Raw genomic sequence first — 26,493 nt, 5'->3', positions numbered from 1 at the left:
TGATCCAGGAGCACAGCACATGAAGATCGTCGTCATCGGAGCAACCGGAAACGTCGGCTCGCGCACCGTGGACGAGGCGCTCGCCGCCGGGCACGAGGTCATCGCGTACGTGCGTCGGCCCGAGGCCGTCGAGGCCCGCGCCGGCCTGACCGTGGCCGCAGGCGACGCCTCGGACAGCGCCGCGCTCGCCTCCGCGGCCGCGGGCGCGGACGCGGTGATCGTGGCCATCACCGGTTCCATGCGCGACGCGTCGTTCATGCAGCGCGCGCTGCCGAGCATCATCGACGCGGTCCGCACCGCCGCCGTTCAGCGCGTGGTGCTCGTCTCGGCGTTCGGCGCGGGCGATACCGCCCCGAAGGCCTCGGGCTTCGCACGCCTCCTCTACCGCACCGTGCTCAAGGGGTTCTTCGCCGACAAGGCCGCCGCCGACGCACAGCTGGTCGCCTCGGGCCTGGACTACACGATCACGTATCCGGTGAACCTCAAGGACTCCCCGACGCTGCCTGAGGCCGCGGTCCAGCCGCTCGCGACCGTCGCCAAGGTGCCGGGGCTTCCCACGCTGCCGTTCGCGAACGTCGCCAAGGCCCTCGTCGCGATCGCCGTCGACCCCGCAGCCTCGGGCGCACGCCTGCTCATCACCACCCCCCAGGGGTGGACGCCTACCGCCTGACGCCCGGCCGACGCATCGGCCAGCCGCGCGATCGTCGGGTCGTCGCAGCCTCGCCGTGGCCCGACTGGCGCGCCGATATGCCCACGACGAGGGCGGTCCCGCCCGGCCTGCTGACGTCCGCGGGCCTTGCGCGTGAGGCGAGGTGTGATGCGACGGCGGCCCCGGTGCGAAAGTGCGCACCTTGGATATTGCCGCACTAGAAAGGCAACATTGCTCACCTAGGGTCCGATTGCCGAAGTCGAGCGACAACTGACAGACCTACAGCTCCCCGTGGCGCTCCATGTACTTCATGGCGGCGAAGCCCAGCGGGATGGGCAGCCAGTAGGTGACCAGGCGGTACACGAGCGTCGCGGACAGCGCGATGCCCCACGGCACGCCGGCGCCCGCGAGGCCGGACGTGAGCGCGAACTCGACGGCGCCCAGGCCGCCCGGCGTCGGCACCGCGGAGCCGACCGCGCTCGCGACGAAGTAGAGGACGGCCGAGTCGATGACGGCCATGTGCTGGCCGAACGCCAGCAGCGCCGACTGGAACGCCCCGATGTACGCGACCGTGAGCAGCAGGCTGCCCGCGAGGCCCATCGCGAGGCGCCACGGCTGGCCCAGGATCTGGGCGAGCCGCGGCCAGGTCTGGCGCAGCGTGGGGACGATGCGCCGCTGCACCCACGCGCGGACCTGCGGCACGAGCAGCGCACCGGCGATCACCAGCACGACGACGCCGATCGCGATGATGATCGCGGTCGAGGGCAGCGCGGCGAGCGCGCCCTGCGAGCCCGAGGCGATGGTGAGCGCGATGAGGCCGAGCACCGTGACGACGGCGGCGCTCACCTGGACGAGCGCGGCGGTCGCGACCGCGAGGGGCGGCGCGACCTTGCGCTTGGTCAGGAGGCGCACGTTGAGCGCGACGGGGCCCACGCCGGCGGGGACGGCGACCGAGATGTACGCGGTCGCGAACTGCGCGATGAGGACGCGCCAGAACGGGATGCGTACCGGGCTGAACGCGGCCAGCGCGAGCGCGGCACCCACGTAGGTGAGCATCGAGAACACGAAGCCCGCGACCATCCACCAGGGGCTGGCCTGCTGGACCGCGTCGAGGAAGTCCTGCGTGTTGAAGCCCGCGAGGATCACGGCCGCCGCGACGAGGCCGAGCACGATGGTGAGGACCGTGCGCCAGCCGAACCGGACGATGTTCTCGCTCGCGACCTCGGCGTCGGGGGAGCGCGCGAGGATCGCCTCGCGCACCGAGTCGAGCAGCTTCGGCTCGGTGCTGTCCTTGACCGCGGCGCGCGTGACCGGCGGAAGCGCGATGGCCTGGAGCAGCGGCGCCGCCTGCTCGACGGGCTCCGAGCCGAGCGCGCGGAACGCCGAGTCGACCGCCCGCTGCGCGCCGACGCGCGCGGCGATCATGGCGAGCACCTGCGCGACGTCGATGCGCTGCGCGAAGGTGCTGGTCGCCGCCTCGCCCAGGTCCCACGCGGTGAGCCACACGTTGGGGGCGTCGAGGTCGGTGTCGAGCCCCACGAGCACCGTGTCGCCCGACAGCTGGCGGTGCGAGATGCCGGCGCGGTGCGCCGTGGCGACCTCGGTCCAGATCGCGTCGAGCAGCGCATCGTCCGCCTCGTCGACGGGGACGTCGGCGAAGGGGCGCGCGGCCGGGGGGCGTTGGTAGACCAGCAGCATCGTGTCGCGGATCTGGCCCATGCCGAGCACGCGTCCGGTGCGCACGCCGGCGACGCGCGCGGCGTGCGACACGAGCGCGGTGGCCTCGGCGCTCTGACGCAGCGACACGTCGGGCCGGGTGTCGATGCCGCGCAGGCGCAGCGACGTCCACATCTTCGACACGAGGCCGGCGGCCTGCTGGTCGCCGTCCAGCGCGATCACCACGTACCGGTGGTGGTCGGCCGTCGTCATCGCGTACACGCGGCCGTCGCGGGTGCGCGCGAGCGCGTCCGTGACCTCGTCGAGCTCGGGGTCGGGGGTCTCGTGCTCGATGTCGGCGCGCACGAGCACGCTCGGCTCGAAGCCTGCGCGTCTCAGCCCCTCGACGAGCGTGTCGCCGTACGCGCGGTCGGCGGTCGAGCCGAGCCAGTAGCGCAGCGCGAGGCCCGCGACCCGGCCGAACAGCACGGTGAGCAGCGTCGACGGGATCGTCACGACCGCGAAGATCACGGCGATCGCGAGCCCGAGCCACAGGATGTTCCACGACAGCGACAGGCTGCGGCGCGTCGAGCGACGGCCCGCTGCGGTGAGCAGCGCGGAGATCGCGGCCACGTAGGCGGGCAGCTGGATGGTCGAGGCGCCGCGCGGGGTCAGGCTTGCCTGCAGCTCGGCGGTGCCCCACTGGAGCAGCATGAACGCCGCGACGAGCGTGACGATGACGCCGAGGATCGCGGCGCCGAGCGCCTCGATGATGCGTCGCGGCTCGCGGCGCACGAGCATGTCGACGATCATGATCGCCGGGATCACCACCGCGAGGATCGCGGTGAACAGGTTGACGGGCGCGATGAGGAGCCGCTGCAGCAGCGGGGAGATCGACGAGATGTCCTGCGTGAGGCCCTGCGTGGTGCCGATGGCGAACTCGCCGATGAGCAGCACCGCCACGATGCCGAGCGCGGTCAGCAGGAGGCCGATCACGTCGGTGAACCGGCGGACGCGGGTCTCGGGCTCGTCGACGATGCGCACCGTCGGCGCGTCCACGCGCGTCAGGGATGCGTCGGCGGCCATGCGGCGAGTCTACGGGTGCGCGGGGCGCGGAAGTCGGAGGCGGGGGCTACGCGACGCCCAGCGACACGAGCCAGGCGTGCGGGACCACCTCGGGCCCGATGAAGGACACGGCGTCGATGGTCCAGTGCGCGATCACCAGCGGCGCCAGGCGTCCGCGGCGCACGTACATGAAGCCGAACACCAGGCCCATCGCGACGTTGCCGAGCGCCATCGGCCAGCCCTGGTACAGGTGGTAGCCGCCGCGCAGCAGCGCCGCGAGGATGATCGCGGTCCACGGCGACCGCCCGAGGTCACGCAGGCGCGTCAGCACGAAGCCGACCACCACGAACTCCTCGAGCACGCCCGCGGCCGCGGCGGACAGCAGGAGGATCGTCGCCGACCACCACGCCGACGGAAGCCCCGACGTGTCGATGGTCACGGTCTGGCCCAGCGCGCGCGAGATGGCGTACAGCGCCAGCCCGGGCAACCCGATCGACGCGGCGAGGATCATGCCCCAGCCCACGTCTCCCCACCAGCGGCGCGCCGGCCCCACCAGTCCGAGGCGGACGCGCGACGAGACGCCGTGCTGGCTCAGCAGGTACAGCGCGAGCGCGACCGGCACGAGCGCGAAGCCGATGCTCAGCAGCTGCCGGATCAGGTCGATGACGTCGATCGACGAGCGGCTCGGGTTGAGCGTGGTGGTCTGGCCCGAGATGGGGGTCGAGGACATGTACCGCTCGATGAGGCGGATCGCCGCGTACACGGCGGTCTGGCCCAGCGACAGGCCCAGCACGATCCAGACCTCGGCGCGCATGCGGCCGCGGCTCGGCAGGGTGACCTGAGCGGGAGGCGCGTCGTGCGCGGGGGCTGCGATGTCCATCGTCACGCCACTCTAACGAGCGGGGGTTCCCGGCCTACGCTGGCGGGATGCGCATCGTGTCCCTCAGCAGGTACCCCGTCAAGGCCATGCAGGGGGAGGAGCTGGCCGCGGTCGGCGTCGACGCGCGCGGCCTGGTGGGCGACCGCGCGCTCGCGGTCGTCGACGGCGAGGGCCTGTTCGCCTCGGGCAAGCGCGGCTCGCGGTGGCGCCCCTTCGAGGGCGTGATGGGGTACGCGGCACGGATGGTGGACGATGCGGTGGTCGTCTCGCGCGGCGCCCTCGCCTGGGACGCGGGGGACCCCGCGCTCGACGCCGACCTCAGCGCGCGTCTCGGCGAGCCGATGCGCATCGTCGCCGACACGGGCGAGCCGCGCACGTTCTTCGACTCGCGGCCGGTGTCGATCGTCGGCACCGCGACGCTCGACTGGTGCCGCACGGAGCTCGGCGCCGACGCCGACCCGCGCCGGCTGCGCGTCAACGTGGTGATCGACACCGACGAGCCGTTCGTGGAGGAGGGCTGGATCGGGTCCGAGCTCACGCTCGGCGGCGTGCGGATGCGCGCGGTCAAACGCAACGAGCGGTGCCGCGTCATCGACCTCGCACAGAACGGCGTCGACGCGCCCACCCGCTGGCTCAAGCCCCTCGGCGAGCGCCGCGACGCGTGCGTGGCGGTCTACTGCGAGGTGCTCGAGCCGGGCGCGATGCGGGTGGGGGACCCGGTCCGCCTCGCCTGAATCTGCTCCGCGATTCGCTCGGCACGGTTCGCGCCGTGACACGCGGGCGGAACCCGCGCATCGTGCCCCCGACTTAGGCGTGTCGGATGGGAAACCGTGCTGAGCGAATCGCGCAGAGAGGGCTCAGCCCAGGAAGCGGTCCACCAGCGTCTCGGCGAGGCCCACGTACGAGCCGGGCGTGAGCGCCTCGAGGCGCGCCGCCATCTCCGGCTCGAGCGACAGCCCGCCCACGAACGTGCGGATCGCCTCGGCGTTGATCTGCTGGCCGCGTGTGAGCTCCTTGAGGCGCTCGTACGGGTTCTCCATGCCGGGTACGCCGGCGATCGAGGCCGCGCGCATGGCGGACTGGATGGGCTCCGCGAGCACCTCCCACGACGCGTCGAGGTCCGCGGCGAGCGCCGCCTCGTTGACGGTGAGGGCCGTGAGGCCGCGGCGCACGTTGTCGATCGCGAGCAGCGAGTGGCCGAACGCGACGCCGATGTTGCGCTGCGACGTCGAGTCGGTGAGGTCGCGCTGGAGGCGGCTCGTCACCAGGGTCGCGCCGAGCGTGTCGAACAGCGCCGCGGAGATCTCGAGGTTGGCCTCGGCGTTCTCGAAGCGGATGGGGTTGATCTTGTGGGGCATCGCGGACGAGCCGACCGCCCCCGCCACGGCGGCCTGCGCGAAGTAGCCCAGCGACACGTACGTCCACACGTCCGTCGCGAGGTTGTGCAGGATCCGCCCGAAGCGCGCGACGTCGGCGTAGAGCTCGGCCTGCCAGTCGTGGCTCTCGATCTGCGTGGTGAGCGGGTTCCACGTGAGCCCGAGGCCCTCGACGAACGTCCGCGACACCTCGATCCAGTCGGTCTCGGGGACGGCCGCGGTGTGCGCGCCGAAGGTGCCCGTGGCGCCGTTGATCTTGCCCAGGTACTCCTGGCCGTCGATGCGGCGCAGCTGGCGGCCCAGGCGGTGCGCGAGCACCGCGAACTCCTTGCCCAGCGTGGTCGGGGTGGCCGTCTGGCCGTGCGTGCGCGACAGCATCGGCACGGCCTTGGCCGTGCGCGCGAGGTCGGCGACGTCGTTCACCAGGGACGATGCGGCGGGCAGCCACACGTCCTGCACGGCGCCCTTGACCATGAGCGCGTAGGACAGGTTGTTGATGTCCTCGGAGGTGCACGCGAAGTGCACGAGCTCGCCGAGCGGCTCGAGCGAGGTGCCCTTGATGCGGTCCTTGATGAGGTACTCGACGGCCTTGACGTCGTGGATGGTGACGCGCTCGTGGGCGGCGTGCTCGGCGATGCCGGCCGCGTCGAAGCCTGCCGGGATGCCGCGCAGCAGCGCCTTCTCGTCGTCGGTGAGCACGCGCGTGCCGGGCACGGCGGCCGTCTCGCACAGGTGGATGAACCACTCGACCTCGACGTGGAGGCGCATGCGGTTGAGCGCGGGCTCGGACAGGTGGTCCACGAGCGGGGCGACGGCGCCGCGGTAGCGGCCGTCGAGCGGGCCGAGCGCGATCGCGGGCGAGAGGGAGGCGAGGGAGGTCCAGTCGGTCACGCGCACATTGTTCCACGCACGCGCGGCGCCCGTTCCGGCCGATGTCCCCGGCCCCGGGGACGATGCGCGCCCTCCCCAGATCGGGCCGTCACCAGGGCGCCCCGCGGCCCGTCCTGCCTACGGTCCCGTCATGGATGACATCGCCGCCCTCGTGGCGCAGGCCCGCATCGCGCTCGCGATCGCCCACGCGCGCCTCGTCGCCGCGCGTCGCGTGCGGTGGGAGGGGGTCCACGGGCGCGTCTACACGGCGCGGCTCGACGAGGCCGCGGCCCGCGTCACCGCCCTGACCGGGCACGTGGACGCGGCCTCCGCGGCCGTCGGGCCGCCGCCGTGACGGAGCCCATCTGGTCCGCGGGCGGCGCGGGCGGCACCGTCGCCGTGGTGGAGGACCTCGAGGCCGCGGTGGGTGCGCTCGTCGACGCCGCGGGGGAGCTCGAGCGTGCCGCCCGGCTGCTCGGGGTGGCGAGCCGCACGGTCGCGTGGGATCCGCGCGCCGGACCGGCCGCCGCCGGGCTGCTCGACGCGGCCGCAGCATCGTCCCGCGAGGCCGACGGGATGCGCGCGCTCGCGACGGCGCTGCTCGGCACGGCCCGCGCCTACCTCGAGGCGGAGGCGGCGGCCCGCGCGCCGGTGATCGACGCCCGCGGCGTGCTCGAGGGCGTCGCCGACTGGTTCGGGACGGTGGCGTGGGCGTACGGCGCGGCGGCCCGCGCGCGGCTCGCCGCGCTGCCCGGCGCCGGCAGGCTCGCCGGCACCCCGCTCGGGCTCGACGCGATCGGGCTGCCGCCCACGACGGCGCTGGCGCGGCGCGACACGGCGCAGGGGCTGCTCTCCGGGCCCGGCTTCGACGCCGGGGCGCGGGCGCTCGCGCGCGCGGTCGCGCTCGCCGAGGCCGCGGAGCCGCGCTACCGCACGGTGGAGGCGGTGGGGACGGCGGGCGACCGCGCGCCGGACTCGGTGGCGGACGTCATGCGTCGGCTCGCGTGGCTGGAGTCGCTCGGCGACGGCTCGGTCGCGATCGAGACCGTGCGCGACGGCACGGGCACCCGTCACCTGGTCTACGTCCCGGGCACCGAGGACTGGGGGATCACGGACGCCAACACGGCGGACGCGCAGGCCGACCTCGCCGCGGTCACGGGCGGCTGGCCGGACGCGGCCCGGGCCGTGGTCGACGCGATGGCGGCCGAGGGCATCGGCCCGGACGATCCCGTGCTCATCGCGGGGCACAGCCAGGGCGGGATCATCGCGACCGTCGTCGCCGCCGCCCTCGCGGGCCGCTACCGCGTCACCCAGGTGGTGACCGCGGGCGCGCCCACGGGCCGGCTCGCGCTGCCGGCGTCGGTGGGAGCGCTGCACCTGGAGAACACGCGCGACCTGGTGCCGGGGCTCGACGGGCGCGCCAACCCCGCCACCCCCACGCGCGTGACGGTCTCGCACGACAGGCGCCGCTCGACCCGGCCCGACTCCCCGGACGGCTCGCGCACGGTCGCCCAGGCGCACGGCATCCGCGGCTACGAGGCGACGGCGCGGCTGGTCGACGAGGGCGTGTCGGACTCCACGCGTGCGTGGGTGGACGGCGCGCGCCCCATGCTGGCGGGGGGCGCCGGGACCGTCACCACCTACCGGCCGGTGACGGGAGCGGGATGATCAGCGGCGCGCGCCGGGCACGATCGCGGTGAGGATCGCCGTGACGATGCTGATGAGCAGCGCCGCGAGCAGCGTCTCCCAGAAGGCGCCTAGCGTGAGCTCGGCCCACGGCACGAGCGTGGTCAGCCACGCGCTGAACCACAGCATGAACCAGCTGGTCACCAGGGCGAACAGGCCCAGCGTGAGGATCTTGATGGGCAGCGACAGCACGTCGACGATCGGCTTGACGAACGCGTTGGCGAGCGCGATGACCGCGCCGATGAGCAGGAACACGCCGATGCGGGCCCACGGGCCGGCGTCGCCTCCCTCGACCACGACGTCGAGCGGGAGCAGGGTGACCACCCAGACGGCCACCGCGGTGATCGCGGACACGAGGACGAAGCGCATGTGCGTCATTGTTCCACGCGGTGCCATGCTGTCTCCCATGTCCGACGCGCGCCCCGCCGACCTGCCCACGCCCCGTCCCGCCCTCGCGAAGCTGCCCCCGTACGTGCCGGGCGCCCGGGGTGCCGCCGACGCGGCGCCGCCCGTGAAGCTGTCCTCCAACGAGAGCCCGCACGGCCCGCTGCCCTCCGTGGTCGGCGTCGTCGAGTCCGCCGCCGCCGGCATCAACCGCTACCCCGACATGGGCGCGGCCGAGCTCACCGAGCGCATCGCCGCGCACGTGGGCCGCGACGCCGCGGACGTGGTCGTGGGCGGCGGCTCGGTCGCGGTGCTCGCGCACCTGCTCCAGGCGTACACGGGCCCCGGCGACGAGGTGATGTTCGCGTGGCGCTCGTTCGAGGCGTACCCGATCCTCGCCCGCATCGCCGGCGCGGAGTCCGTGATGATCCCGCTGACCGCGGACGCCCGGCACGACCTGCCGGCGATGATCGCCGCCGTCACCGAGCGCACCCGCGTCATCATGCTGTGCTCGCCGAACAACCCGACGGGCCCCATCCTCACACAGGCCGAGCTCGACTCCTTCATGGCCGCGGTCCCGACCCGCGTGCTCGTGGTGCTCGACGAGGCGTACGTCGAGTACGTGCGCGACGACGCGGTCGCGGACGGCCCCGCGTCGCTCGACCGGTTCGCCAACCTCGTGCTGCTGCGCACGTTCTCCAAGGCGTACGGCCTCGCGGGCCTGCGCGTCGGCTACGCCGTCGGCCCCGCCGCGCTCATGGCCCCGGTGCGCGCGTGCGTGACGCCGTTCTCCGTGTCGGGCCCCGCGCAGGCCGCCGCGATCGCGTCGCTCGACGCGCGCGACGAGCTGCTCGAGCGCGCGGCCGAGGTGGTAGCCGAGCGCACCCGCGTGCTCGCGGCGCTGCGCGAGCAGGGCTGGAGCGTCCCGGACTCGCAGGGCAACTTCGTGTGGCTGGGGATCGGCGACGCCACGGGCGACCTGGTCGCGCACCTCGGCGGTGCGGAGCCGGCGATCCTCGTGCGCCCGTTCGCCAGCGAGGGCGTGAGGGTCACCATCGGCCACGCCGCGGAGAACGATGCGTTCCTCGCCCGGATCGCGACGTACGGCGGCGCGCGGGCCTGAGCCCGCGCATCGTCCCCGGCGCTGTCAGGCGTCGGCGCGCGATGCGAGCGGCGGCATCGGCGTCCAGGCCTTGTCGGCCCAGATGCGGCGGCCGTCGCGCCACCCGTGCACGAGCGCGTCGGAGCCCTTGAGCGTGTGCTCGACCGCGAGCAGGCGCACCACCTCCTTGGCGAAGGTGAGGCCCGTGCCGAGCCCGAAGCCGAGCCGGTTGAGCCGCCCGTGCGCCTCGAAGTACCGGCCCACATAGGCGCGGTTGCGCATGACGTGGTACTTCGCCAGCGCGCTCGAGTCGTTGAGGTGGCGCAGGCCCAGGTTGATCTGCTTCTGCTGACGCTTCTTCTGCAGCACGAACTCGTCGACGTAGACCACCGTGGTCTCGAGCGAGGCGAGCCACGCGTAGACCGCGTCGTCCCACGAGATGAAGAACCGCGGGTCGGGCAGGCCGATGCGCCGCACCACGTCGGCGTGGATGAGCATGCCCTCGAAGGTGCCCGAGTTCGTCACGGCGTAGCCGTCGGTGTTGAACGTGCCGACGGAGTACGGCAGCGGCACCCCGAGGAACTGGTTGAACTTCGCCTGCCAGTAGAACGGCGTGCCGTCGACGTCGTAGCGGCGGCCGTGGATCACCTGGAAGCGGGCCATCCACGGGCCGAGGCGGTCGAGCGCGTCGGGGAGGATCTCCACGTCGTCGTCCATGAGCCACACCCAGTCGGCGCCGTGCTCGAGCGCGACGCGCGTGCCCTCGGAGAAGCCGCCGGCGCCGCCCGTGTTGGTCTCGAGGCGGTGGTTGACGAGCATCCCGGCCGGGAACCGGTCCTGCCACGCGGAGACCACCGCGGGCGTGTCGTCGGAGCTCGCGTTGTCCACGACGACGATCCGATCGGCCGGGGTCGCCATGGTCGACGCGCTGCGCAGGAGCTCGTCGAGAAGCGCGGAGCGGTTGAACGTGACGATGACGATCGCCAGCGTCGAGGACGGGTGAATCACCACACAAGGCTACCTGGGTCCCGCGGGCCCGCCCCCGGGACCCGGCGGGCGTCGCGGCGGCGTCGGCCCTAGGGTGTGCGGCGTGGAGCCCACCATGATGCCGGCCGCTGCCCGGGGCTGGACCGCGCTGGCGCTCGCCGCCGCGGCGGTCGCGCTCGCCGCCCACGTGCTGCTCCTGTGGGGCGCGACCACGCCGGTGTTCCCGTACGACGAGGTCACGCTGCTGCAGATGTCGCGCCTGCTCGCCGGCCAGGACCACTCGCTCGTGATCGGCGCCGGCTACTTCCCCGGGTGGGCGCTGGTGATCGCGCCCTTGTGGTGGTTCACCTCGACCCCCACCACGCTCTACATGGCGTCGCTCGTCGTGGGTCTCGTCGTGTCGGCGGCCACCGTCCTCCCGCTCGCGGCGCTGGTCCGGCGCGTCGGGCTCGCCCGATCCCAGGCGTACGCCGTGGCGTGCGTGGTGCTCGCGATGCCCGCGGTCGCCGTCCAGGCCGCCTTCTCGCTGTCGGAACGGCTCCTGCTGCTCGCCGTGGTGTGCCTCGCGCTCGCGGTCCAGCGCCTGCACGAACGCCCGACGCCCGCCCGCGCCACGATGCTGGCGCTCGCCGCGACCGCGACGTACCTGGTGCACCTGCGCGCGCTCGCCCTCGTGGCCGTCACGCTGGTCTGGCTCGTGCTGCTGCTGCGGCGCGACCGGCGCTCCGCGGCGACGGGGCTCGCGGTCCTCGTGGTCGCGGGCCTCGCCGTCCACGGTCTCGGCGTCGCGCTCAACCTCGCCGTCATGGACGCCGTGCCCACCCAGGGCACGGGCCTGCTCGCGGCGCTGAGCGACCCGGCTCCGCTGCTCATGCTCCGGGTGCTGGCGAGCCAGCTGTGGGCGCAGCTGGTGGGGACGTTCGGCCTCGTCGCGGTCGGGGCCGTCGCGGTCGCGCAGGCGGCGTGGGGCGCCGCGCGCCGTCGCCGGCCCGACCCGGCGCTGTGGCTGGCGGGGGCGATCGTCGCGTCCGTGCTCGTGTCGGTGCTGTCGTGGGCGGACCCTGCCGTGCTGTACGCCGAGGACTGGCGGCGCCTCGATGGATGGATCTACGGCCGCTACCTCGATCCGGTCGCGACCCTCGTGGTCGCGCTCGCGCTCGCGCTGCTGATCCGGCGCGTCCCGGGGCGAGTGCACGCGTGGGCCGCCGCCGCGGGCGCGCTCATCGTCACGGCGACGCTGCTCGCCGCCGCGCCGTACGCCTCCACGTGGGGATACGTCACCGTCGCGCACGTGCCGGGGCTCGCGCCGTGGCTCGGGCTGCTGCCCGCCGAGCGCTTCGACGAGGGACTCCACCTGCTGCCGACGCTCGGCAACGCCAACCGCATGTGGCTGTGGGCATCGCTCGCGACGGCGGCCGCGTTCGCGCTCGTCCTCGCGCTGCGGCGCCGCCCGCTCGCGGCCGTGGCCCTCGCGGGCCTGCTCGCGACGGCGGCCTCGGTGGCATCGGACCCGGCCACCGACCGGTTCCACGCATCCGAGGGGCGCGTGCCGGCGCCGGTGGCCGAGACGCGGGCCGTCCTCGCGGAGCACCCCGAGACCAGGGTCGCGTACGTGACCGGCTGCGCGCCGTCGGCGGGTCGCGGTCCGGTGAGCCGCAACTACTTCGGCTGGTGGCTGGTGCCGGCCGTGATGGAGGGCGTGGCCGACGGGTCGCCCGACCTGGCCCGCTACGACCTCTATGTCGCGTGCGAGGGGTGGCCCGGCGCATCGTCCCTGGACGCGACCCCGGTGCCCGGCTCCCTGGCCTACGGGAGCGAGCTGTGGGTGCGGCCCGGCCCGGTGGCGGACGGGCTGCGCGTGCCGGACCCATCGCGCTGAGCCCGCGGCGCGTCGCCCGGCCGCGCAGGAGGGGAGCGGTGCGCGCTCGGTTACCCTGGTGTGCGTGAAGCTCATCGTCCAGGTGCCCTGCCTCAACGAGGAGGAGACCCTCGCCACGGTCCTGTCCTCCATCCCCTCGCAGATCGACGGCATCGACGAGATCGAGCTGCTCGTGATCGACGACGGCTCGACCGACCGCACCGGCGAGATCGCCCGCGAGTTCGGCGCGCACGTGCTGCGCCACGCCCGTCCCATGGGCCTCGCGCAGTCGTTCCGTGACGGCATCGACTACGCGATGGCCAACGGCGCGGACATCGTCGTCAACACCGACGGCGACAACCAGTACCCGCAGGAGCGCATCGGCGACCTGGTCCGCCCGATCCTCGAGGGGCGTGCCGAGATCGTCATCGGCGACCGTCAGACGCACAAGATCGAGCACTTCTCCGCCTTCAAGAAGGTCATGCAGCGCTTCGGGTCGTGGGTGGTGAACAAGGCCGCCGGCACCGACCTGCCGGACGCCGCGTCGGGCTTCCGCGCGTACTCGCGCTACTCGATCTACCGTCTCAACGTGGTCACGCAGTTCAGCTACTGCATGGAGACCATCATCCAGGCGGGCAACAAGCGCCTCGCGATCGAGTCCGTCGAGATCGACACGAACGCCAAGACCCGCGAGTCGCGCCTGTTCAACAACATGTTCGAGCACATGATCAAGTCGGGCCAGGCGATCCTGCGCTCGTACATCATGTTCAAGCCGTGGACCATCTTCGCGTCGCTCGCGACGGTGTTCGGGCTCATCGGCCTCTACCCGTTCGTGCGCTACGCGATCCTGCTGGCGATCGGCGACGGCGGCAACCACTTCCAGTCGCTCATGCTCGGCACGCTGCTGCTCATCGGTGCGCTGCTGTCGGTGGCGCTCGGCGTGCTGTCCGACCTCAACAAGACCAACCGGATCCTCACCGAGCAGATGCTCGAGCGGGAGAAGGAGCGCCAGTACGGCCCGGTGCACCCGGCGGCCGAGCGCACCGAGGTGGCCTGACGGGCGTCGCGGCACCGTCGCCCGGCGCATCGTCCCGTCCTTTGACCCCCTCGCGAGGGCCCGCCTACTATCGAGCGGTGGATCCCAACCGCCTGGTCGTGCTCGCGTCGACGTATCCGCGGTGGCCCGGCGACGAGGTCCCCGCGTTCGTTCATGAGTTCGCGCAGCACCTGGGCGACCACTTCGCCTCCGTCTCCGCGCTGGTGCCGGACTTCCCGGGCGCCGCGCGCACCGAGACGATGGACGGCGTCGAGATCCGCCGGTTCACCTACTGGTGGCCGCGGTCGGGCCAGTCGATCGCCTACGGCCGTTTCAAGCCGAGCCTCCTGTCGAAGGTCAAGGGCGGGGCGTACACCGTCGCGCTGATGGCTGCCGCCGTGCGCGCGGGCCGGTCCGCCGGGGTCGTCAACGCGCACTGGCTCGTGCCGCAGGGCTTCGCCGCGGTCGCCGCGTCGCGCCTCACGGGCACGCGCACCGTCATCGTGGTCCACGGCGCCGACGTCTTCACCCTCACCGGCGGCCTGTCCCGCCGCCTCAAGGCGTGGACCCTGCGCCACGCGGACCGCGTGGTCGCCAACAGCTCGGCGACGCTCGCGGCGTGCCGCGAGCTGCACGAGCGCGACGACTACGCCGTCATCCCCATGGGCACGGTCGACCGCTACGACCCGACCCCCGCTCCGCCCTCGGACGCCGTGCGCCTCGCGTTCGTCGGCCGGCTCGCCGACGGCAAGGGGGTGGACGATGCGATCCGTGCGGTCGGCGAGGCCCGCGCCCGCGGCGTCGCGGCCCGGCTCGAGATCGCGGGCGACGGCGTGATGCGCGACGACCTGGAGGCGCTCGTCGACGCGCTCGACCTGCGCGACCACGTCACGTTCCTGGGATGGATGACGCCGGACCAGCTGCCCGCGATCCTCGCCCGCAACGACGCGCTCGTGGGCCCCTCCCACACCACCGAGGCGGGCTGGAAGGAGGCCTTCGGCCTCGTGTTCGTGGAGGCCGCCCTCGCGGGCCGTCCCGCGATCGGCACCCGCAGCGGCGGCATCTCCGACATCATCGAGGACGGCGTGACGGGCTACCTCGTCGACGAGCGCGCCGTGACCCAGATCGCCGATGCGATCGCCGACCTCGCCGCGGACCGCGACCGGGCGCTCGCCATGGGCGCCGCGGCGCGCGAGCGCGCGCTCGACCAGTTCACGTGGGACGCCATCGCGCGCCGCTACGCCGAGGTGATGGTCGCCGGCGAGACGGAGCAGGCCCGCGCCTGACGGCGGGCCCGCCCCCGGGCCTACTTCTTGATGACGGTGACCTTGCCGTTCACGATCTTCACGGTCGCGTACTCGAACGCGAACCGGTACCCGCCGGTGATCGCGACGCGGTCGCGGGTGGGGTATCCCCACGCGCCCTTGGGCCCGCCGTTGTTCCAGTAGGACGCCGTGATGCGCCAGCTCGAGCCGAACCGCACCGTCTTGCCGTTCGGGGAGAGGTAGAGGTCTGCCTTGGTGAAGCGCTGGTAGGTGCCGCCGCCGGCGGTGACGGCGTTCGTGGTCGGGGTGCCCATGCTGCGCTCCCCGCCCGCGGCGGTCCACGCGTCGTATGGAGCGCCGGTGAGGACGCGTGCCTTGCCGTTCACGGACCACACGGTCGCGTGGCTCAGGTCGAAACGGGACCCCCCGGAGACTCGGACCGGGTTGCTCAGCGGCCAGCCCCACGAGCCGTCCGGGCCTCCGGCCTTCCAGTACATGACCGGCACGCGCCACTTCGCACCGTAGTAGACCGATGCGCCCGACGAGTCGAGGAAGAGGTCGCCGTTGGCGAAGCGCTGATAGGTCCCAGCCGCGGTGGTGACCGCCGCGGTGATCGGGGAGCCCAGCGACGAGGCGCCGCCGCGCGCGCTCCAGGCGTCGTACATCGGGGTCGAGGCCACGGTGACCGCGCCTCCGACGACCGTGACCGTCGCGTGCTCGAACTCGTAGCGGTCCCCGGCGTCGACCGTGACCGGGTCGCCGAGAGGCCAACCCCAGAGCCCGTCGGGGCCCCCGGCGTCCCAGTACAGGCTGGTGACGGGCGACTTCACGCTGAGCACGGTCGCGCTCCCGCCGGACGTGACGAAGAGGTCGCCCTTGAAGAAGTGCTGGTAGCTCCCCCCCGCGGTGGACTGCGCGTTCGCGATCGCGGCACCCAGCGTGGTCGTGCCGCCCTCAGCGAGCCACGTGTCGTACATCGCGCCCTGCAGGATGCGCACCTTCCCCTCGACGGCCCACACCGTCGCGTGGGTGAAGTCGAAGCGATATCCGCCGGAGATCGTGGCGCGGTCACGGACGGGCCATCCCCACGACCCTGTCGGGCCGCCCGACTTCCAGTACGTCTTGGGCACCCGCCAGCCCGACGCCAGGAAGACCGAGCCTCCCGCCGCGGGAAGGAACAGGTGCCCGCGCGTGAACTCCTGGTACGTGCCGTCACCCGACGTGATCGGGTCCGCGACCGCGATCCCGACCGTGCCGTCGCCGCCGTGGCCGACCCACGCATCGTGCATGGCGCCGTCAACGATGCGGACCGCGCCATCGACGCCGTAGGCGATCGCGTTCGTGAACGGGTGCGCCCAGCCGCCGGAGACGGAGTACCGGCTGCCGAGCGGCCAGCCCCACGCGCCGGTGGGACCGCCGTTGGCCCAATAGGTCTTGGTCATGCTCCAGGAGGCGCCCTGGAACGTCACCTTGCCCGCCGTCGTGACGTACACATAGGCGCGCTCCAGCGCGATGTAGCTGCCGCCGGTGGGGCTCACGACGCGGCCCACCGGGATGCCGAGCGAGGACTCCCCACCGTGGCGGGCGTAAGAGGTGTACATCGCGCCGGTGAGCACGACGGGGGCGCCGCCGATGCCGAAGCCGGCCGCCTGCTCGAACCGGTAGCTCCAGCCCTCCGCGTTCGCGGTGCGGTCGCCCTGGGGCCAGCCCCACGAACCGGACGGGCCCCCGGCGTCCCAGTACAGCGGCGTGATCCGCCAGTCGGAGCCCATGAAGGTCGAGTCGCCGTCGGGGTCGACGAACAGGTAGCCCGTGGTGGTCTGCAGGTACGCGCCCTTGCCCACCGTGACCGGCCCGGACACGACCGTGCCGAGCTTGCTCTCGCCGCCCCGCTGAAGGTAGTCCGCCGCGACCAGGTCGGCGGCCGTGGGCGGTGCGGAGCCGAACCAGTCGTTGTAGTAGAGGAAGAAGTTGCGGTTGCCGTACGACGAGCACGAGTTGCCCGAGCCGTAGCCGGCGTTGAGGGCCGCCTGGTTGGGCTGGTACGGCGTGTAGATGTACAGCCCCGCGGTCGCCTGGTTCCTGATCGTCACGTACGAGCCGCCGCAGCTCTTGGTCGGGTTCCACTGGATGTAGTTGGTCATGCCCGCGACGTAGCCGTACGAGTTCGGGTTCGCGCGGTACTTCTTGAACTGGCGCGCCGCCATGTAGACCTGGTTGAAGAAGCCGGCGTACTGCGTGTCGCATGCGGCGGTGTCGGGGCACGCGAACCCGGTCGCCTTGGTGTAGCGGTACTGGCTCGGGTAGGTGTTCGTGACGAGCCCCTGCTCCTTCTGGAGCAGGACGAGCAGCACCTTCTGGCTGACGCCGCACGCGCGCGCGACGCCGTTGATGATCTGGGCCGCCGTCTGCGTCACGGCCGAGTAGCCCTTGCAGTAGGCGTCGGCGCTCTTGGCGGTGGTCTTCTGCGTGTAGTCCTTGAGGCACACGATGGGGTCGTTGGGTCCCGTGCTCAGGTCCTCGCGGCAGGTGAGCACCTTCTTGTCGAGGAAGGTCTGGACCTGGGCGGCCGTCATCGCGTTCGAGTCGTAGAAGGCGGAGTCGGTGATGATCATGCCGGGGTCGAACGTGGTCGCGCTCACGGCCGTGGCGGGCGCGGCGCCGCCGACGATGCCGGAGGTCAGCAGCCCCGCGAACAGCCCTGCGTTGACGAGCGCGGCGACGATGCGCCGGGTCACGGGACGTCCACCTCGACGGCGGCGGACGTGCCCTCGGCGTCGCCCGACACGTAGGCGAGGGTGAGCGACCACGTGCCCGAGACCCTCGCGGCGTCGATCTGGAGTCCCTCGCCGCAGCCCGTGGTGGAGGCGGACATCGCGCCCGCCCCGGTGAGCGTCACGGTCTCCCCGCCCGACGTGAGCGTCGCGGTGCACGTGCCGCCGTCCTCGGCGACGCCGTCGACCACCCCGCCCACCAGGAACTGGCCGTCGACCACCCCGAAGCGGGTGACGGTGACGTCGACGGTCGCGCGCGGCTGCGCGGAGACGGAGGCGGAGGCGGACGGGGACGGGGAGGCGCTCGGGCCGTCGCTCGGCGTGGCCACGGACGATGCCGTGGCGCTGGGGCTCGCGGACGCCTGCGGGGTGCTTGGCGCGGCGGCCGTCGCGGAGGTGGAGGGGGCGCCGCTCGGTGCGGGCGTGGTGGAGGCCCCGTCGGTCGGGTGCGAGGTGCAGCCCGCCGCGGACAGCGCGACCACCCCGACCGCGACTGCCTTGGCCCAACCGATGCGCCTCATGCACTGCTCCCATCCGTGACGCGGATCGGGCGGATCGCCCGAACCTGCCTCATGCATGAGCGACCCTAAGCGCGCGCGACGCGTCCTCAGGCGAGGCGCGGCGGCGCGTGGGGCATCGTGAGCGACGTCACAGACGCCGCCCACGCAGGCGGATCAGTAACCCCACTCCGTCACGAGGTCGCGCCCGGTGAGCTCGGAGACGTAGCGGACCTCGTCGACCAGCTCGCTCTTGAGCGCCGCCTCGAGCTCGGGGTCCACCTGGATGCGGTCGGCCGCCGTCATCAGGGCGGGCTCGACGACCTTCTTCTGCAGCTCCGTGTAGCGACGCTGGCCGAGCAGCTTGCGGACGGGCACCTTGACCACGTCGGAGCGGGCGATGCGGTTGAGCAGCGGCGACCGGGCCGACTTGGACTCGTGGACGCCGCGGAAGTCGGGACGGAACGCCGTGTCGGCGACGCCGATGTGGGCCAGGATGTCGCCGTAGAGGCGGTCCGCGTCGGAGCGCAGGTCCGAGTTGAGGGCGACGAGCACCGCGTCCTTGCCGAACGCGGCGTGATAGCGCTCGATCTGCTCCCGGAAGCGCACGCGGTCGCGGTAGTGCAGGAGCGACGGCACGGGGGCACGCGACGGGACGCGGCGGCCCGCCTTGCGGTCCTCCTCGGCGGCGACGGCCTCGGTGAGGTCGGTGATGTCCTCGACGGTCTCGTTGACGTACTGGCGGTGCAGCGACGCGAGCATCGAGATGGGCTCGCGCAGCATCACGACGATGCGCGCGTCGGGGTTGTGGGCCTTGATGTCCGTCGCGGCGTTGCGGGAGAACAGGTACCAGGTCGACGCGTCGCCCGTGAGCTGACCGTCGGCCGCGGACTCGAAGCACTCCTCGTACGCGCGCTGGTCGGGGACCTGGATCTTGCGCAGGTCGCCGTGCACGCGCAGGCTCTCCTCGCGCAGGTCGGAGGCCATGTAGCCGGGCTCCTTGGGGACGGACACCGCGATCTCGGGGTGCTCGTCGAGGAACGTCGCCAGCGCCGTCGTACCGGACTTGGGCTGGCCCACGATGAAGAAGTCGACCGGACGCATGCCGGACAGTTTATGGTGAACGGCGTGAATCAAGAGCCTGAGCAGAGCGCGACCGACGCCGAGTCGATCCCGCAGCCCGCCCCGCGCAAGCCTCGCCGCATGCGCTCCGTGATCATCCGGTGGGCCTTCTACCTGCTCATCATCGCCGCCTTCGGCTACTTCATCGCGACCGTCGACTGGGCCTCGCTCGAGGGTGCGAGCGTCAACTGGGGCTGGCTGGTGCTCGCCTCGGTCATCGCGCTCGGCTTCCGCTACCTGGGCGTCATCGTGTGGAGGCGCGTCCTTACGCGGCTCGGCGCGCACGAGCTGCCGCGTTTCCGCACCATGTCGGACATCTACGCCAAGGCGTGGCTCGCGCGCTACGTGCCCGGCACGGTGCCGTGGATCGCGGGCAAGATCTACATGGCGGCCCAGCACGGCATCTCGAAGTCCAAGCTCGCCGTCTCGACCCTCGTCGAGGCCGCCGCGCAGGTGGTCGCGGTGGGCACCGTGTCGCTGCTCATGCTCGCGGTCGACCCGCGCATCGGTGAGGTGTCGCCCTTCTTCCGCGTGGTCGTCGCGATCGGCGCCGTGCTCGGCCTCGTGGCGATGGCGCCGCCGGTCTTCAACCGTCTCCTCGCGTTCGGCCTCAAGATCCTCAAGCGCGGCACCCCCGTCGAGGTGGGGTGGAGGCTCGTGAGCGAGGCGCTCGGCCTCTACGCGTTCGGTGCCCTGCTGTCCGGCGCCGCGTTCGCGCTCATGACACGCGCGGTCGCGCCCGAGGTGCAGTCGTCGGACATGCTCTTCCTCATCGGCGCCTTCGGGTTCTCCGGAGTGGTCGGCATGCTCACGCCGCTGGTCCCGAGCGGGCTGGGCACGCGTGACGCCACGCAGATGGCGCTGCTGCTCATCGTGCTTCCCGCCTCGACGGCGGCGCTCGTCGTGCTCGTGAGCCGCGTGTGGTCGGCCGCGGTCGACGTGCTCTTCTGGCTCGTCGCGTACGTCCTCGAGCGCGTCCCGCGCCGTCCCGCGCCGCCGGCCCCCGCCGAGCCCGAGGTCGACGCGCCGGCCGGCTGAGCCGCTCCCGTACGACGAAGGCCGCCACCCCGACGGGTGGCGGCCTTCCTTGTCGGTGCGCGCGGGTCAGCGCGTGGCGTCGCCGGCGGCGACCACCTCGTCCTGGGTCGTGCCCGGCAGCACGAACACCGTGTAGTTGAAGTTGTCCGCGTCGACCATGGTCGCCGCGTCGTGCGTCTCCGCGAAGCCCTGGTTCGTGCAGGAGACCACGACCTCGTCCTGCGGCTCCTCGCCCTTGCTCGGGTTGAACAGGTCGATCTCCGTCGGCGCGAGCCAGAAGCCCAGCCAGTTGAGCGTGGTCGGGCGGCCGTTGGGGCCGGGGTCGCACGACATGTCGAAGGAGATCGAGTCGACCGGTTCGCCCGTGACCTTCTCGATCGTCGCGATGCCGCCCGCGATGCGCTGCGGGGCGTTCCGCTCGAGCGTCGGGTTGGACAGGATCGCGTAGTAGCCGAAGCCCGCGATCATCGTCCCGCCGAGGATCCGCGGCCACCGCCGCAGCACCAGCATGAGGATCTGCGCGGCGAGCATCGCGAGCGAGGCGATGATCCAGAACCGGTTGCCGTTGCCGAGGGTCGGCGTGAGCGGGATCGGGTGCTCCTCGGTGGGCCACAGCCCCTGCCACGCGCGCAGCGCGGAGATGTTGCCGGGACCGTAGGTCGAGCCCCAGATGGGAACGGAGTCTGCGAACACGTACGTGGTGATGAGCGACACGACCGCGGTGCCGGCGACCGCGGCGATCGCCATCGCGCGGGACATGCGCAGCAGCAGCGCGCTGATGCCGAGCAGCACCGCGACGATCACGAACGGCGCGATGTAGCGCGTGTACACGTAGGGGTCGAAGCGCACGCCGTCGGGGTAGGTGAACACGCCGGGCTTGGCCCAGTAGCTCCACGAGATGATCGCGCCGGCGAGCGTGACGCCGAAGATCAGCACGCCGGGCCCGAACCGGCGCTCGCGCACCACCTCGTTGTAGGTCCACGCGCACAGCACGATCGCGCCGAACGCGAGCAGGCCCATCGTGCCGAGCAGCTGGCCCCACGACTGCATGAAGATGGTGCGGGACATCGCGGCCAGATCGAAGTGCACCAGGTTCCGGATGATGCTGCTGCCTTGCGCGAAGCCGCCGATCGTCACGAGGGTCGACAGGCTGTCCGCGACCGACTTGGTGATGTACGCGGCGGGCAGCAGCGCGACCAGCATGAGGGCCGCGCCCCGGCGCCGCTGCTTGTCCAGCACGACCACGCCGACGAGCCAGATGGCCAGCGCGGCGATGAGCGACAGCGCGCGCGGGTGCGTGAAGAGCGTCGCGAGCGACGATCCGAGCAGCGCGGCGCCCCACCAGAAGCGCGGACGCTCCCAGAAGCGGATCGCGGTGTAGAGGCTGAGCACGATGAGGAAGCCCAGCAGCTGCTCGGCGAGCACGTAGTCGGCGAGGCCCGTGTAGGCGGGCATCGTCATGGTGATGGCCGATGCGGTGATCGCCTGGGGCAGGTTGAGGCCCACCCGGCGCGCGATCCCGACGAGCGGCAGCACCGTCGCGACCGCGATGACGTTCATGATGAAGTTCGCGGCCGGGTAGACCACCGTCGGGTCCGACGTGAACCAGTACAGCGGCGCGATGACGACCGATGCGCCCGGGTAGTAGCCGTTGGACGCCATCGGCGGCACGCCGGACTGGCCGGCGAGGATGCGCGCGAGCTCGAAGATGCCGTTCTCGTCCCACGGCGTGCGCGGCGCCCACGCCGTCTGCGCCACCACGATCATGACGATCACCAGGAGCAGGACGGACACCACCGCCATCGCCCACCACCAGCGGCTGGCCGGCACGGGCGTCGGTCGCGAGCCGGCGCGGAATCCGGTGGGCATGGCCAACGTCGTCGGGTGCATGCGGATGGGGGTCCTCTCTGGGTGACGGCGCTCTCGGCGGCGAGGGCGGGGACCCCGGCGGCGTGCCGACTCGGTGGCGCCGGTCAGGATCGTCCGGCTCCGTGCGCAACGATACTTGACACGCACGCGCGGGCCACGGGGCCCGGCGCCGCTCCAACGCCCCGTCGGGCGCGGTGGTTCCCGCACGTGCCCGATGCCCCGGGCCGGCCTCCGGCAGCGTCCGTCGCCACGGGTCCCGTGCTCACGCTCGGGTACTGTGGAGCCGACTATGCAAGGCGCGCGGCAGCGTGCGAGGCACAAGCGAAGGACCAATTTCAATGACAGATGTCGTCGTCGTGGGAGCCGGCTTCTTCGGCCTGACCGTGGCCGAGCAGCTCGCGTCCCGATTCGACGCGAAGGTCACGATCATCGACCGTCGCCCGCACATCGGCGGCAACGCGTACAGCGAGCCGGAGCCCGAGACGGGGATCGAGGTCCACACCTACGGCACGCACCTCTTCCACACCTCGAACGAGCGCGTGTGGGAGTACGTCAACCGCTTCACCGCCTTCACGCCCTACGTGCACCGCGTGTACACGAACCACCAGGGCGAGGTCTTCCCGATGCCCATCAACCTGGGCACCATCAACCAGTTCTTCCGCTCGGCCTACGGGCCGGAGCAGGCGAAGGCCGTCATCCGCGAGCAGGCTGCCGAGCTGGGCGGCAAGGAGCCCGAGAACCTCGACGAGCAGGGCGTCAACCTCATCGGCCGCCCCCTGTACGAGGCGTTCATCAAGGGTTACACGCAGAAGCAGTGGCAGACGGACCCCAAGGACCTGCCCGCCTCCGTGATCTCCCGCCTGCCGGTGCGCTACACGTACGACAACCGCTACTTCAACGACACGTACGAGGGACTGCCGGTCGACGGCTACACCGCGTGGCTCGAGCGCATGGCGGACCACCCGAACATCACCGTGAAGCTCGGCACCGACTTCTTCGACACCACGCAGCCGCTGAACAAGGACGCGCTCGTGGGCAAGGTGCCGGTCGTCTACACGGGTCCCGTCGACCGGTACTTCGACTACGCCGAGGGCGACCTGTCGTGGCGCACCATCGACTTCGAGCAGGAGGTGCTGCCGGTCGGCGACTTCCAGGGCACCGCGGTCATGAACTACGCCGACGCGGACGCGCCGTACACGCGCATCCTCGAGTTCCGCCACCTCCACCCCGAGCGCGACTACCCGACCGACAAGACCGTCGTGGTGAAGGAGTACTCGCGGTTCGCCGAGAAGGGTGACGAGCCCTACTACCCGGTCAACACCCCGCAGGACCGCGAGCGCCTGGGCGCCTACCGGGAGCGCATGGCGGGCGAGAAGGACGTGTTCTTCGGCGGCCGCCTGGGCACGTACCAGTACCTCGACATGCACATGGCGATCGGCTCGGCGCTGTCGATGGTCGACAACAAGCTGGCGGCCCTGTTCGGTCCCGAGGTGGAGCGATGACCGCCGTGGCGGCCGCCGCCTCGGCCGCGGCGAGCGAGACCGGCGACATGCGCATCGTCCACCGCGTGGTGCTGCCGACGGACTCCGACCCGGACACCTTCCCGCTCTACGTCGACCTCACCAACGCCCGCCCGGGCCGCGAGGAGGAGGTCGGCTCGCCCGAGGCCGCCGTCCTCGAGGTCACCCCGATCCAGACGGTCTCCGACGAGGAGATCGAGATCACGGGGCGCCGCTCGATCCGCCTCGAGGACCGCGCACGCGTGTCCTTCTCGACGTACTTCAACGCGTTCCCCGCCGCCTACTGGCGCCGCTGGACGGACGTGGACAAGGTGCGTCTCGAGGTCGAGCTGTCGGGCCCGGCGACGCTCGTGATCTACAAGTCGAACGCGCGCGGCCGCACGCAGCGCGTCGAGCTGGTCGCAGCCGAGGCCGGCCGTGCCTCGTACGACCTCCCGCTGTCGCCGTTCGGCGACGGCGGCTGGTACTGGTTCGACCTGCACGCGACCGAGGGCGCCGTGGAGCTCCTCGCGGCCGAGTGGAGCGTCGCCGAGCGGTTCGCGCGCACGCGCGGCACCGCGTCCATCGCCATCACGACGTTCAACCGCCCCGACTACTGCGTCGCGCAGCTGCACCAGCTCGGCCGGGACGAGGGCCTGCGCGAGGTCATCGACACCGTCTACGTGGTCGACCAGGGCAACCAGCTCGTGTCCGACGAGCCGGACTTCGTCGAGGCCGAGGCCGGCCTCGACGGCCGCCTGTCGCTCATCCGCCAGGGCAACCTCGGCGGCTCGGGCGGCTTCTCGCGCGGCATGTCCGAGACGCTCGACGCGGGCGCCTCGAGCTACGTGCTGCTGCTCGACGACGACGTGGTGTCGGAGCCCGAGGGCATCTTCCGCGCGGTGACGTTCGGCGACTTCTGCCGCCGCCCCACCATCGTCGGCGGCCACATGTTCTCGATGTACGACAAGGCCGCGCTGCACGCCTTCGGCGAGCGCATCAACCCCTACACCTTCTGGTGGGGCGAGATCCCCGGCACCAAGGGCGAGCACGACTTCGGCCACCGCCCGCTGCGGTCGACCCCGTGGCTGCACCGCCGCGTCGACGTCGACTACAACGGCTGGTGGATGTGCCTCATCCCGGTCGAGGCGCTGCGCGCCGTCGGCCTGTCGCTGCCGGTGTTCATCAAGTGGGACGACTCCGAGTTCTGCCTGCGCGCGGGCGACGCCGGCATCCCGACCGTGTCGCTGCCCGGCGCCGCCGTGTGGCACGTGCCGTGGCTCGACAAGGACGACTCGATCGACTGGCAGGCCTACTACCACCAGCGCAACCGCTGGCTCGCGGCGCTGCTCCACTCGCCGTACCGCAACGGCGGCGCGCTGCCGCGCCTCAGCTTCGCCGCGGACGTCAAGCACCTGCTGTCGCTCCAGTACTCGGCGGTCGAGCTGCGCCTCAAGGCGCTCGAGGACCTGCTCGAGGGGCCCGAGCACCTGCACGCGACCATCGGCACCCAGCTGGGCGAGGTGCGCCGCATGCGCGCCGAGCACGTCGACGCCGTCGTCACCAAGGACCCCGCCGCGTACCCCATCACGCGCCGGCACCGCCCGCCGTCGAAGGGCCGCCTCCCGCATCGTCCGACCAACCCGGTCGTGTTCGCCCTGTCGGCCGCCACCGGCGCCCTGCGGCAGATGCGCTCGGTGCGTCCCGACGCGCTGGAGATCCCGGAGGAGCGCGTCGCCGCGGCGGCCGCGAAGTGGTGGCGCCTGTCGCACCTCGACTCCGCCGTGGTGACGAGCGCGGACGGCACGGGCGTGTCGATGTACATCCGCGACCCGCAGACCTTCCGCACGTACCTCGGGCGCAGCCTCGCGCTGCACCGCAAGGCGTTGTCCCGCTGGAACCAGCTGCAGAAGCGGTACCGGGAGGCGATGCCGGAGTTCACCTCGCCCGAGCAGTGGCGGGACACGTTCGCGGCGAACGCCGTCGACGCGGATGAGTGACACCGGGCTCCGTCCCCTGCCCCAGGGGATGGAGCGGCCGGGCGTCGCGCGCGGCCTGACGAGCATCTTCGCGCACCGGTACCTCCTCGAGCTGCTGGTGCGCAAGGAGCTGCGCGTGCGCTACCAGGCGTCCGTGCTCGGCCTCGCGTGGAGCTACGTGAAGCCGGGCGCGCAGTTCGCGGTGTTCTTCTTCGTCATGGGCGGCTTCCTCAACATGTCGAAGACGCTGCCGCCGTTCGCGATCTTCCTGTTCAGCGGCATCATCGTGATCAACCTGTTCACGGAGATCCTGGGCAACGCGACGCGGTCCATCGTGTGGAACGGCCCGCTGGTGCGCAAGATCTTCCTGCCGCGCCAGCTGTTCCCGGTGTCCTCGGTGTTCGTGGCGCTCGTGCACTTCCTGCCGCAGGTGGTGATCCTCATCGCGGGCGCGTTGTTCTACGGCTGGCGGCCGGACGCCACCGGGGTCGCCGCCTTCTTCCTCGGGACGTTCATCGTCATCGCGTTCGCGCTGGGGCTGGGCCTCATCTTCGCGGCCGTCAACGTCGCCTTCCGGGACATCGAGAACACGGTCGACCTCATCCTCATGGTCGCCGTGTGGTTCTCGCCCGTCCTGTACTCGATGTCGATGGTGTGGGACACGTTCGGCAGGGGCTCGCTGCTGTCGCAGCTGTACGAGGCGAACCCCCTCACCATCGCGGTCGAGCTGTTCCACCGGGCGTTCTGGTGGGCCGCCGCGGACCCCTCGATCCGCGAGGGCGCGCTCATCCCCGACCTCATGACCCGCGGCGTCATCATGCTCGTCGTCTCGCTGGCGCTCCTGGCGATCGGCGACCGCGTCTTCACGCGCATGTCCCGCAAGTTCGCGCAGGAGCTGTGA

At 72.2% G+C, this 26,493-nt stretch carries 21 protein-coding genes; 12 read left to right on the top strand and 9 right to left on the bottom strand.

Annotated elements, in window-relative coordinates; translation table 11 throughout:
• Window positions 1–19 precede the first annotated feature (19 nt).
• On the top strand, window positions 20–670 hold the full coding sequence (locus AOM04_RS11405; RefSeq protein WP_062464922.1) for an NAD(P)-dependent oxidoreductase: 651 nt from the start codon (window positions 20–22) through the stop codon (window positions 668–670).
• A 258-nt stretch (window positions 671–928) separates the two neighbouring features.
• Here AOM04_RS11405 and AOM04_RS11400 read toward each other — a convergent pair whose 3' ends face one another.
• Window positions 929–3,391 carry a lysylphosphatidylglycerol synthase transmembrane domain-containing protein gene (locus AOM04_RS11400; protein WP_062464921.1) on the bottom strand — a complete coding sequence of 821 codons (2,463 nt, stop codon included), beginning with the start codon at window positions 3,389–3,391 and terminating at the stop codon, window positions 929–931.
• Between the two features lie 46 nt (window positions 3,392–3,437).
• Window positions 3,438–4,250: a CPBP family intramembrane glutamic endopeptidase gene (locus AOM04_RS11395; protein WP_062464920.1), complete on the bottom strand. Its 813-nt coding sequence runs from the start codon at window positions 4,248–4,250 to the stop codon at window positions 3,438–3,440.
• A 47-nt stretch (window positions 4,251–4,297) separates the two neighbouring features.
• Between AOM04_RS11395 and AOM04_RS11390 the strand changes: the two genes are divergently transcribed.
• On the top strand, window positions 4,298–4,984 hold the full coding sequence (locus AOM04_RS11390; protein ID WP_062464919.1) for an MOSC domain-containing protein: 687 nt from the start codon (window positions 4,298–4,300) through the stop codon (window positions 4,982–4,984).
• A gap of 123 nt (window positions 4,985–5,107) precedes the next feature.
• Here AOM04_RS11390 and purB read toward each other — a convergent pair whose 3' ends face one another.
• The gene (gene purB / locus AOM04_RS11385; protein ID WP_062464918.1) at window positions 5,108–6,523 is read right to left on the bottom strand and encodes an adenylosuccinate lyase; all 1,416 of its coding nucleotides are present in this window, start codon (window positions 6,521–6,523) and stop codon (window positions 5,108–5,110) included.
• A gap of 124 nt (window positions 6,524–6,647) precedes the next feature.
• Between purB and AOM04_RS11380 the strand changes: the two genes are divergently transcribed.
• Window positions 6,648–6,851: a hypothetical protein gene (locus AOM04_RS11380; protein WP_062464917.1), complete on the top strand. Its 204-nt coding sequence runs from the start codon at window positions 6,648–6,650 to the stop codon at window positions 6,849–6,851.
• Window positions 6,848–8,164 (top strand): alpha/beta hydrolase family protein, encoded by a 1,317-nt coding sequence (locus AOM04_RS11375; protein WP_062464916.1) that lies wholly within the window; start codon window positions 6,848–6,850, stop codon window positions 8,162–8,164. Before AOM04_RS11380 ends, AOM04_RS11375 begins: the two co-directional genes overlap by 4 nt.
• Here the strand turns inward: AOM04_RS11375 and AOM04_RS11370 are convergent, their stop codons facing one another.
• A complete protein-coding gene (locus tag AOM04_RS11370) occupies window positions 8,165–8,551 on the bottom strand; it encodes a phage holin family protein (protein ID WP_062464915.1) in 387 nt (128 codons plus the stop codon).
• Between the two features lie 37 nt (window positions 8,552–8,588).
• Between AOM04_RS11370 and hisC the strand changes: the two genes are divergently transcribed.
• Complete coding sequence (hisC, locus tag AOM04_RS11365; protein ID WP_228373700.1) at window positions 8,589–9,689, top strand: histidinol-phosphate transaminase; 1,101 nt, start codon at window positions 8,589–8,591, stop codon at window positions 9,687–9,689.
• 24 nt (window positions 9,690–9,713) lie between these two features.
• Here the strand turns inward: hisC and AOM04_RS11360 are convergent, their stop codons facing one another.
• The gene (locus AOM04_RS11360; RefSeq protein ID WP_228373699.1) at window positions 9,714–10,676 is read right to left on the bottom strand and encodes a glycosyltransferase; all 963 of its coding nucleotides are present in this window, start codon (window positions 10,674–10,676) and stop codon (window positions 9,714–9,716) included.
• 82 nt (window positions 10,677–10,758) lie between these two features.
• Here AOM04_RS11360 and AOM04_RS11355 point away from each other — a divergent pair, with 82 nt between their 5' ends.
• From AOM04_RS11355 to AOM04_RS11345, 3 genes are all read left to right on the top strand, one after another.
• Complete coding sequence (locus AOM04_RS11355) at window positions 10,759–12,534, top strand: hypothetical protein (RefSeq protein ID WP_062464912.1); 1,776 nt, start codon at window positions 10,759–10,761, stop codon at window positions 12,532–12,534.
• 64 nt (window positions 12,535–12,598) lie between these two features.
• A complete protein-coding gene (locus AOM04_RS11350) occupies window positions 12,599–13,570 on the top strand; it encodes a glycosyltransferase family 2 protein (protein WP_062464911.1) in 972 nt (323 codons plus the stop codon).
• Between the two features lie 77 nt (window positions 13,571–13,647).
• Window positions 13,648–14,835, top strand: coding sequence for a glycosyltransferase (locus AOM04_RS11345; RefSeq protein WP_062464910.1), 1,188 nt, complete (start codon window positions 13,648–13,650; stop codon window positions 14,833–14,835).
• 20 nt (window positions 14,836–14,855) lie between these two features.
• Here the strand turns inward: AOM04_RS11345 and AOM04_RS11340 are convergent, their stop codons facing one another.
• The 3 genes from AOM04_RS11340 to AOM04_RS11325 all read right to left on the bottom strand — a co-directional run bounded on the left by AOM04_RS11340 (window position 14,856) and on the right by AOM04_RS11325 (window position 19,189).
• Window positions 14,856–17,552: an LGFP repeat-containing protein gene (locus AOM04_RS11340; protein ID WP_062464909.1), complete on the bottom strand. Its 2,697-nt coding sequence runs from the start codon at window positions 17,550–17,552 to the stop codon at window positions 14,856–14,858.
• Window positions 17,549–18,109: a hypothetical protein gene (locus AOM04_RS14635; protein ID WP_156160716.1), complete on the bottom strand. Its 561-nt coding sequence runs from the start codon at window positions 18,107–18,109 to the stop codon at window positions 17,549–17,551. The genes AOM04_RS11340 and AOM04_RS14635 overlap by 4 nt, the downstream gene beginning before the upstream one ends.
• Before the next feature lie 153 nt (window positions 18,110–18,262).
• Window positions 18,263–19,189, bottom strand: a complete 927-nt coding sequence (locus tag AOM04_RS11325) for a sulfotransferase (protein WP_062464906.1) — start codon at window positions 19,187–19,189, stop codon at window positions 18,263–18,265.
• A 24-nt stretch (window positions 19,190–19,213) separates the two neighbouring features.
• On the opposite strand from AOM04_RS11325, the gene AOM04_RS11320 reads away from it, so the two are divergent.
• A complete protein-coding gene (locus tag AOM04_RS11320; RefSeq protein ID WP_169816441.1) occupies window positions 19,214–20,245 on the top strand; it encodes a lysylphosphatidylglycerol synthase domain-containing protein in 1,032 nt (343 codons plus the stop codon).
• A gap of 66 nt (window positions 20,246–20,311) precedes the next feature.
• On the opposite strand, the gene AOM04_RS11315 is transcribed toward AOM04_RS11320, so the two are convergent.
• On the bottom strand, window positions 20,312–22,114 hold the full coding sequence (locus AOM04_RS11315) for a glycosyltransferase family protein (RefSeq protein WP_062464904.1): 1,803 nt from the start codon (window positions 22,112–22,114) through the stop codon (window positions 20,312–20,314).
• A gap of 338 nt (window positions 22,115–22,452) precedes the next feature.
• On the opposite strand from AOM04_RS11315, the gene glf reads away from it, so the two are divergent.
• The 3 genes from glf to AOM04_RS11300 are packed head-to-tail and all read left to right on the top strand — an operon-like array spanning window position 22,453 to window position 26,493.
• Complete coding sequence (gene glf, locus AOM04_RS11310; protein WP_062464903.1) at window positions 22,453–23,616, top strand: UDP-galactopyranose mutase; 1,164 nt, start codon at window positions 22,453–22,455, stop codon at window positions 23,614–23,616.
• On the top strand, window positions 23,613–25,613 hold the full coding sequence (locus AOM04_RS11305; protein ID WP_062464902.1) for a glycosyltransferase: 2,001 nt from the start codon (window positions 23,613–23,615) through the stop codon (window positions 25,611–25,613). The genes glf and AOM04_RS11305 overlap by 4 nt, the downstream gene beginning before the upstream one ends.
• Window positions 25,606–26,493 carry an ABC transporter permease gene (locus AOM04_RS11300; protein WP_062464901.1) on the top strand — a complete coding sequence of 296 codons (888 nt, stop codon included), beginning with the start codon at window positions 25,606–25,608 and terminating at the stop codon, window positions 26,491–26,493. The genes AOM04_RS11305 and AOM04_RS11300 overlap by 8 nt, the downstream gene beginning before the upstream one ends.

The organism is Demequina soli (assembly GCF_000971195.1).
Lineage (GTDB): Bacteria > Actinomycetota > Actinomycetes > Actinomycetales > Demequinaceae > Demequina > Demequina soli.
Note: the sequence above shows the minus strand (reverse complement) of the source record. Positions and strands in the feature narration are given on the sequence as shown.

What these genes read in the sequence shown, in the direction of transcription:
- AOM04_RS11315 (WP_062464904.1), bottom strand. Translation starts at nt 22,114, where the DNA reads ATGCCCACCGGATTCCGCGCCGGCTCGCGACCGACGCCCGTGCCGGCC.
- AOM04_RS11395 (WP_062464920.1), bottom strand. Translation starts at nt 4,250, where the DNA reads ATGGACATCGCAGCCCCCGCGCACGACGCGCCTCCCGCTCAGGTCACC.
- AOM04_RS11370 (WP_062464915.1), bottom strand. Translation starts at nt 8,551, where the DNA reads ATGCGCTTCGTCCTCGTGTCCGCGATCACCGCGGTGGCCGTCTGGGTG.
- hisC (WP_228373700.1), top strand. Translation starts at nt 8,589, where the DNA reads ATGTCCGACGCGCGCCCCGCCGACCTGCCCACGCCCCGTCCCGCCCTC.
- glf (WP_062464903.1), top strand. Translation starts at nt 22,453, where the DNA reads ATGACAGATGTCGTCGTCGTGGGAGCCGGCTTCTTCGGCCTGACCGTG.
- AOM04_RS14635 (WP_156160716.1), bottom strand. Translation starts at nt 18,109, where the DNA reads ATGAGGCGCATCGGTTGGGCCAAGGCAGTCGCGGTCGGGGTGGTCGCG.
- AOM04_RS11390 (WP_062464919.1), top strand. Translation starts at nt 4,298, where the DNA reads ATGCGCATCGTGTCCCTCAGCAGGTACCCCGTCAAGGCCATGCAGGGG.
- AOM04_RS11400 (WP_062464921.1), bottom strand. Translation starts at nt 3,391, where the DNA reads ATGGCCGCCGACGCATCCCTGACGCGCGTGGACGCGCCGACGGTGCGC.
- AOM04_RS11380 (WP_062464917.1), top strand. Translation starts at nt 6,648, where the DNA reads ATGGATGACATCGCCGCCCTCGTGGCGCAGGCCCGCATCGCGCTCGCG.
- AOM04_RS11405 (WP_062464922.1), top strand. Translation starts at nt 20, where the DNA reads ATGAAGATCGTCGTCATCGGAGCAACCGGAAACGTCGGCTCGCGCACC.
- AOM04_RS11305 (WP_062464902.1), top strand. Translation starts at nt 23,613, where the DNA reads ATGACCGCCGTGGCGGCCGCCGCCTCGGCCGCGGCGAGCGAGACCGGC.
- AOM04_RS11325 (WP_062464906.1), bottom strand. Translation starts at nt 19,189, where the DNA reads ATGCGTCCGGTCGACTTCTTCATCGTGGGCCAGCCCAAGTCCGGTACG.
- AOM04_RS11300 (WP_062464901.1), top strand. Translation starts at nt 25,606, where the DNA reads ATGAGTGACACCGGGCTCCGTCCCCTGCCCCAGGGGATGGAGCGGCCG.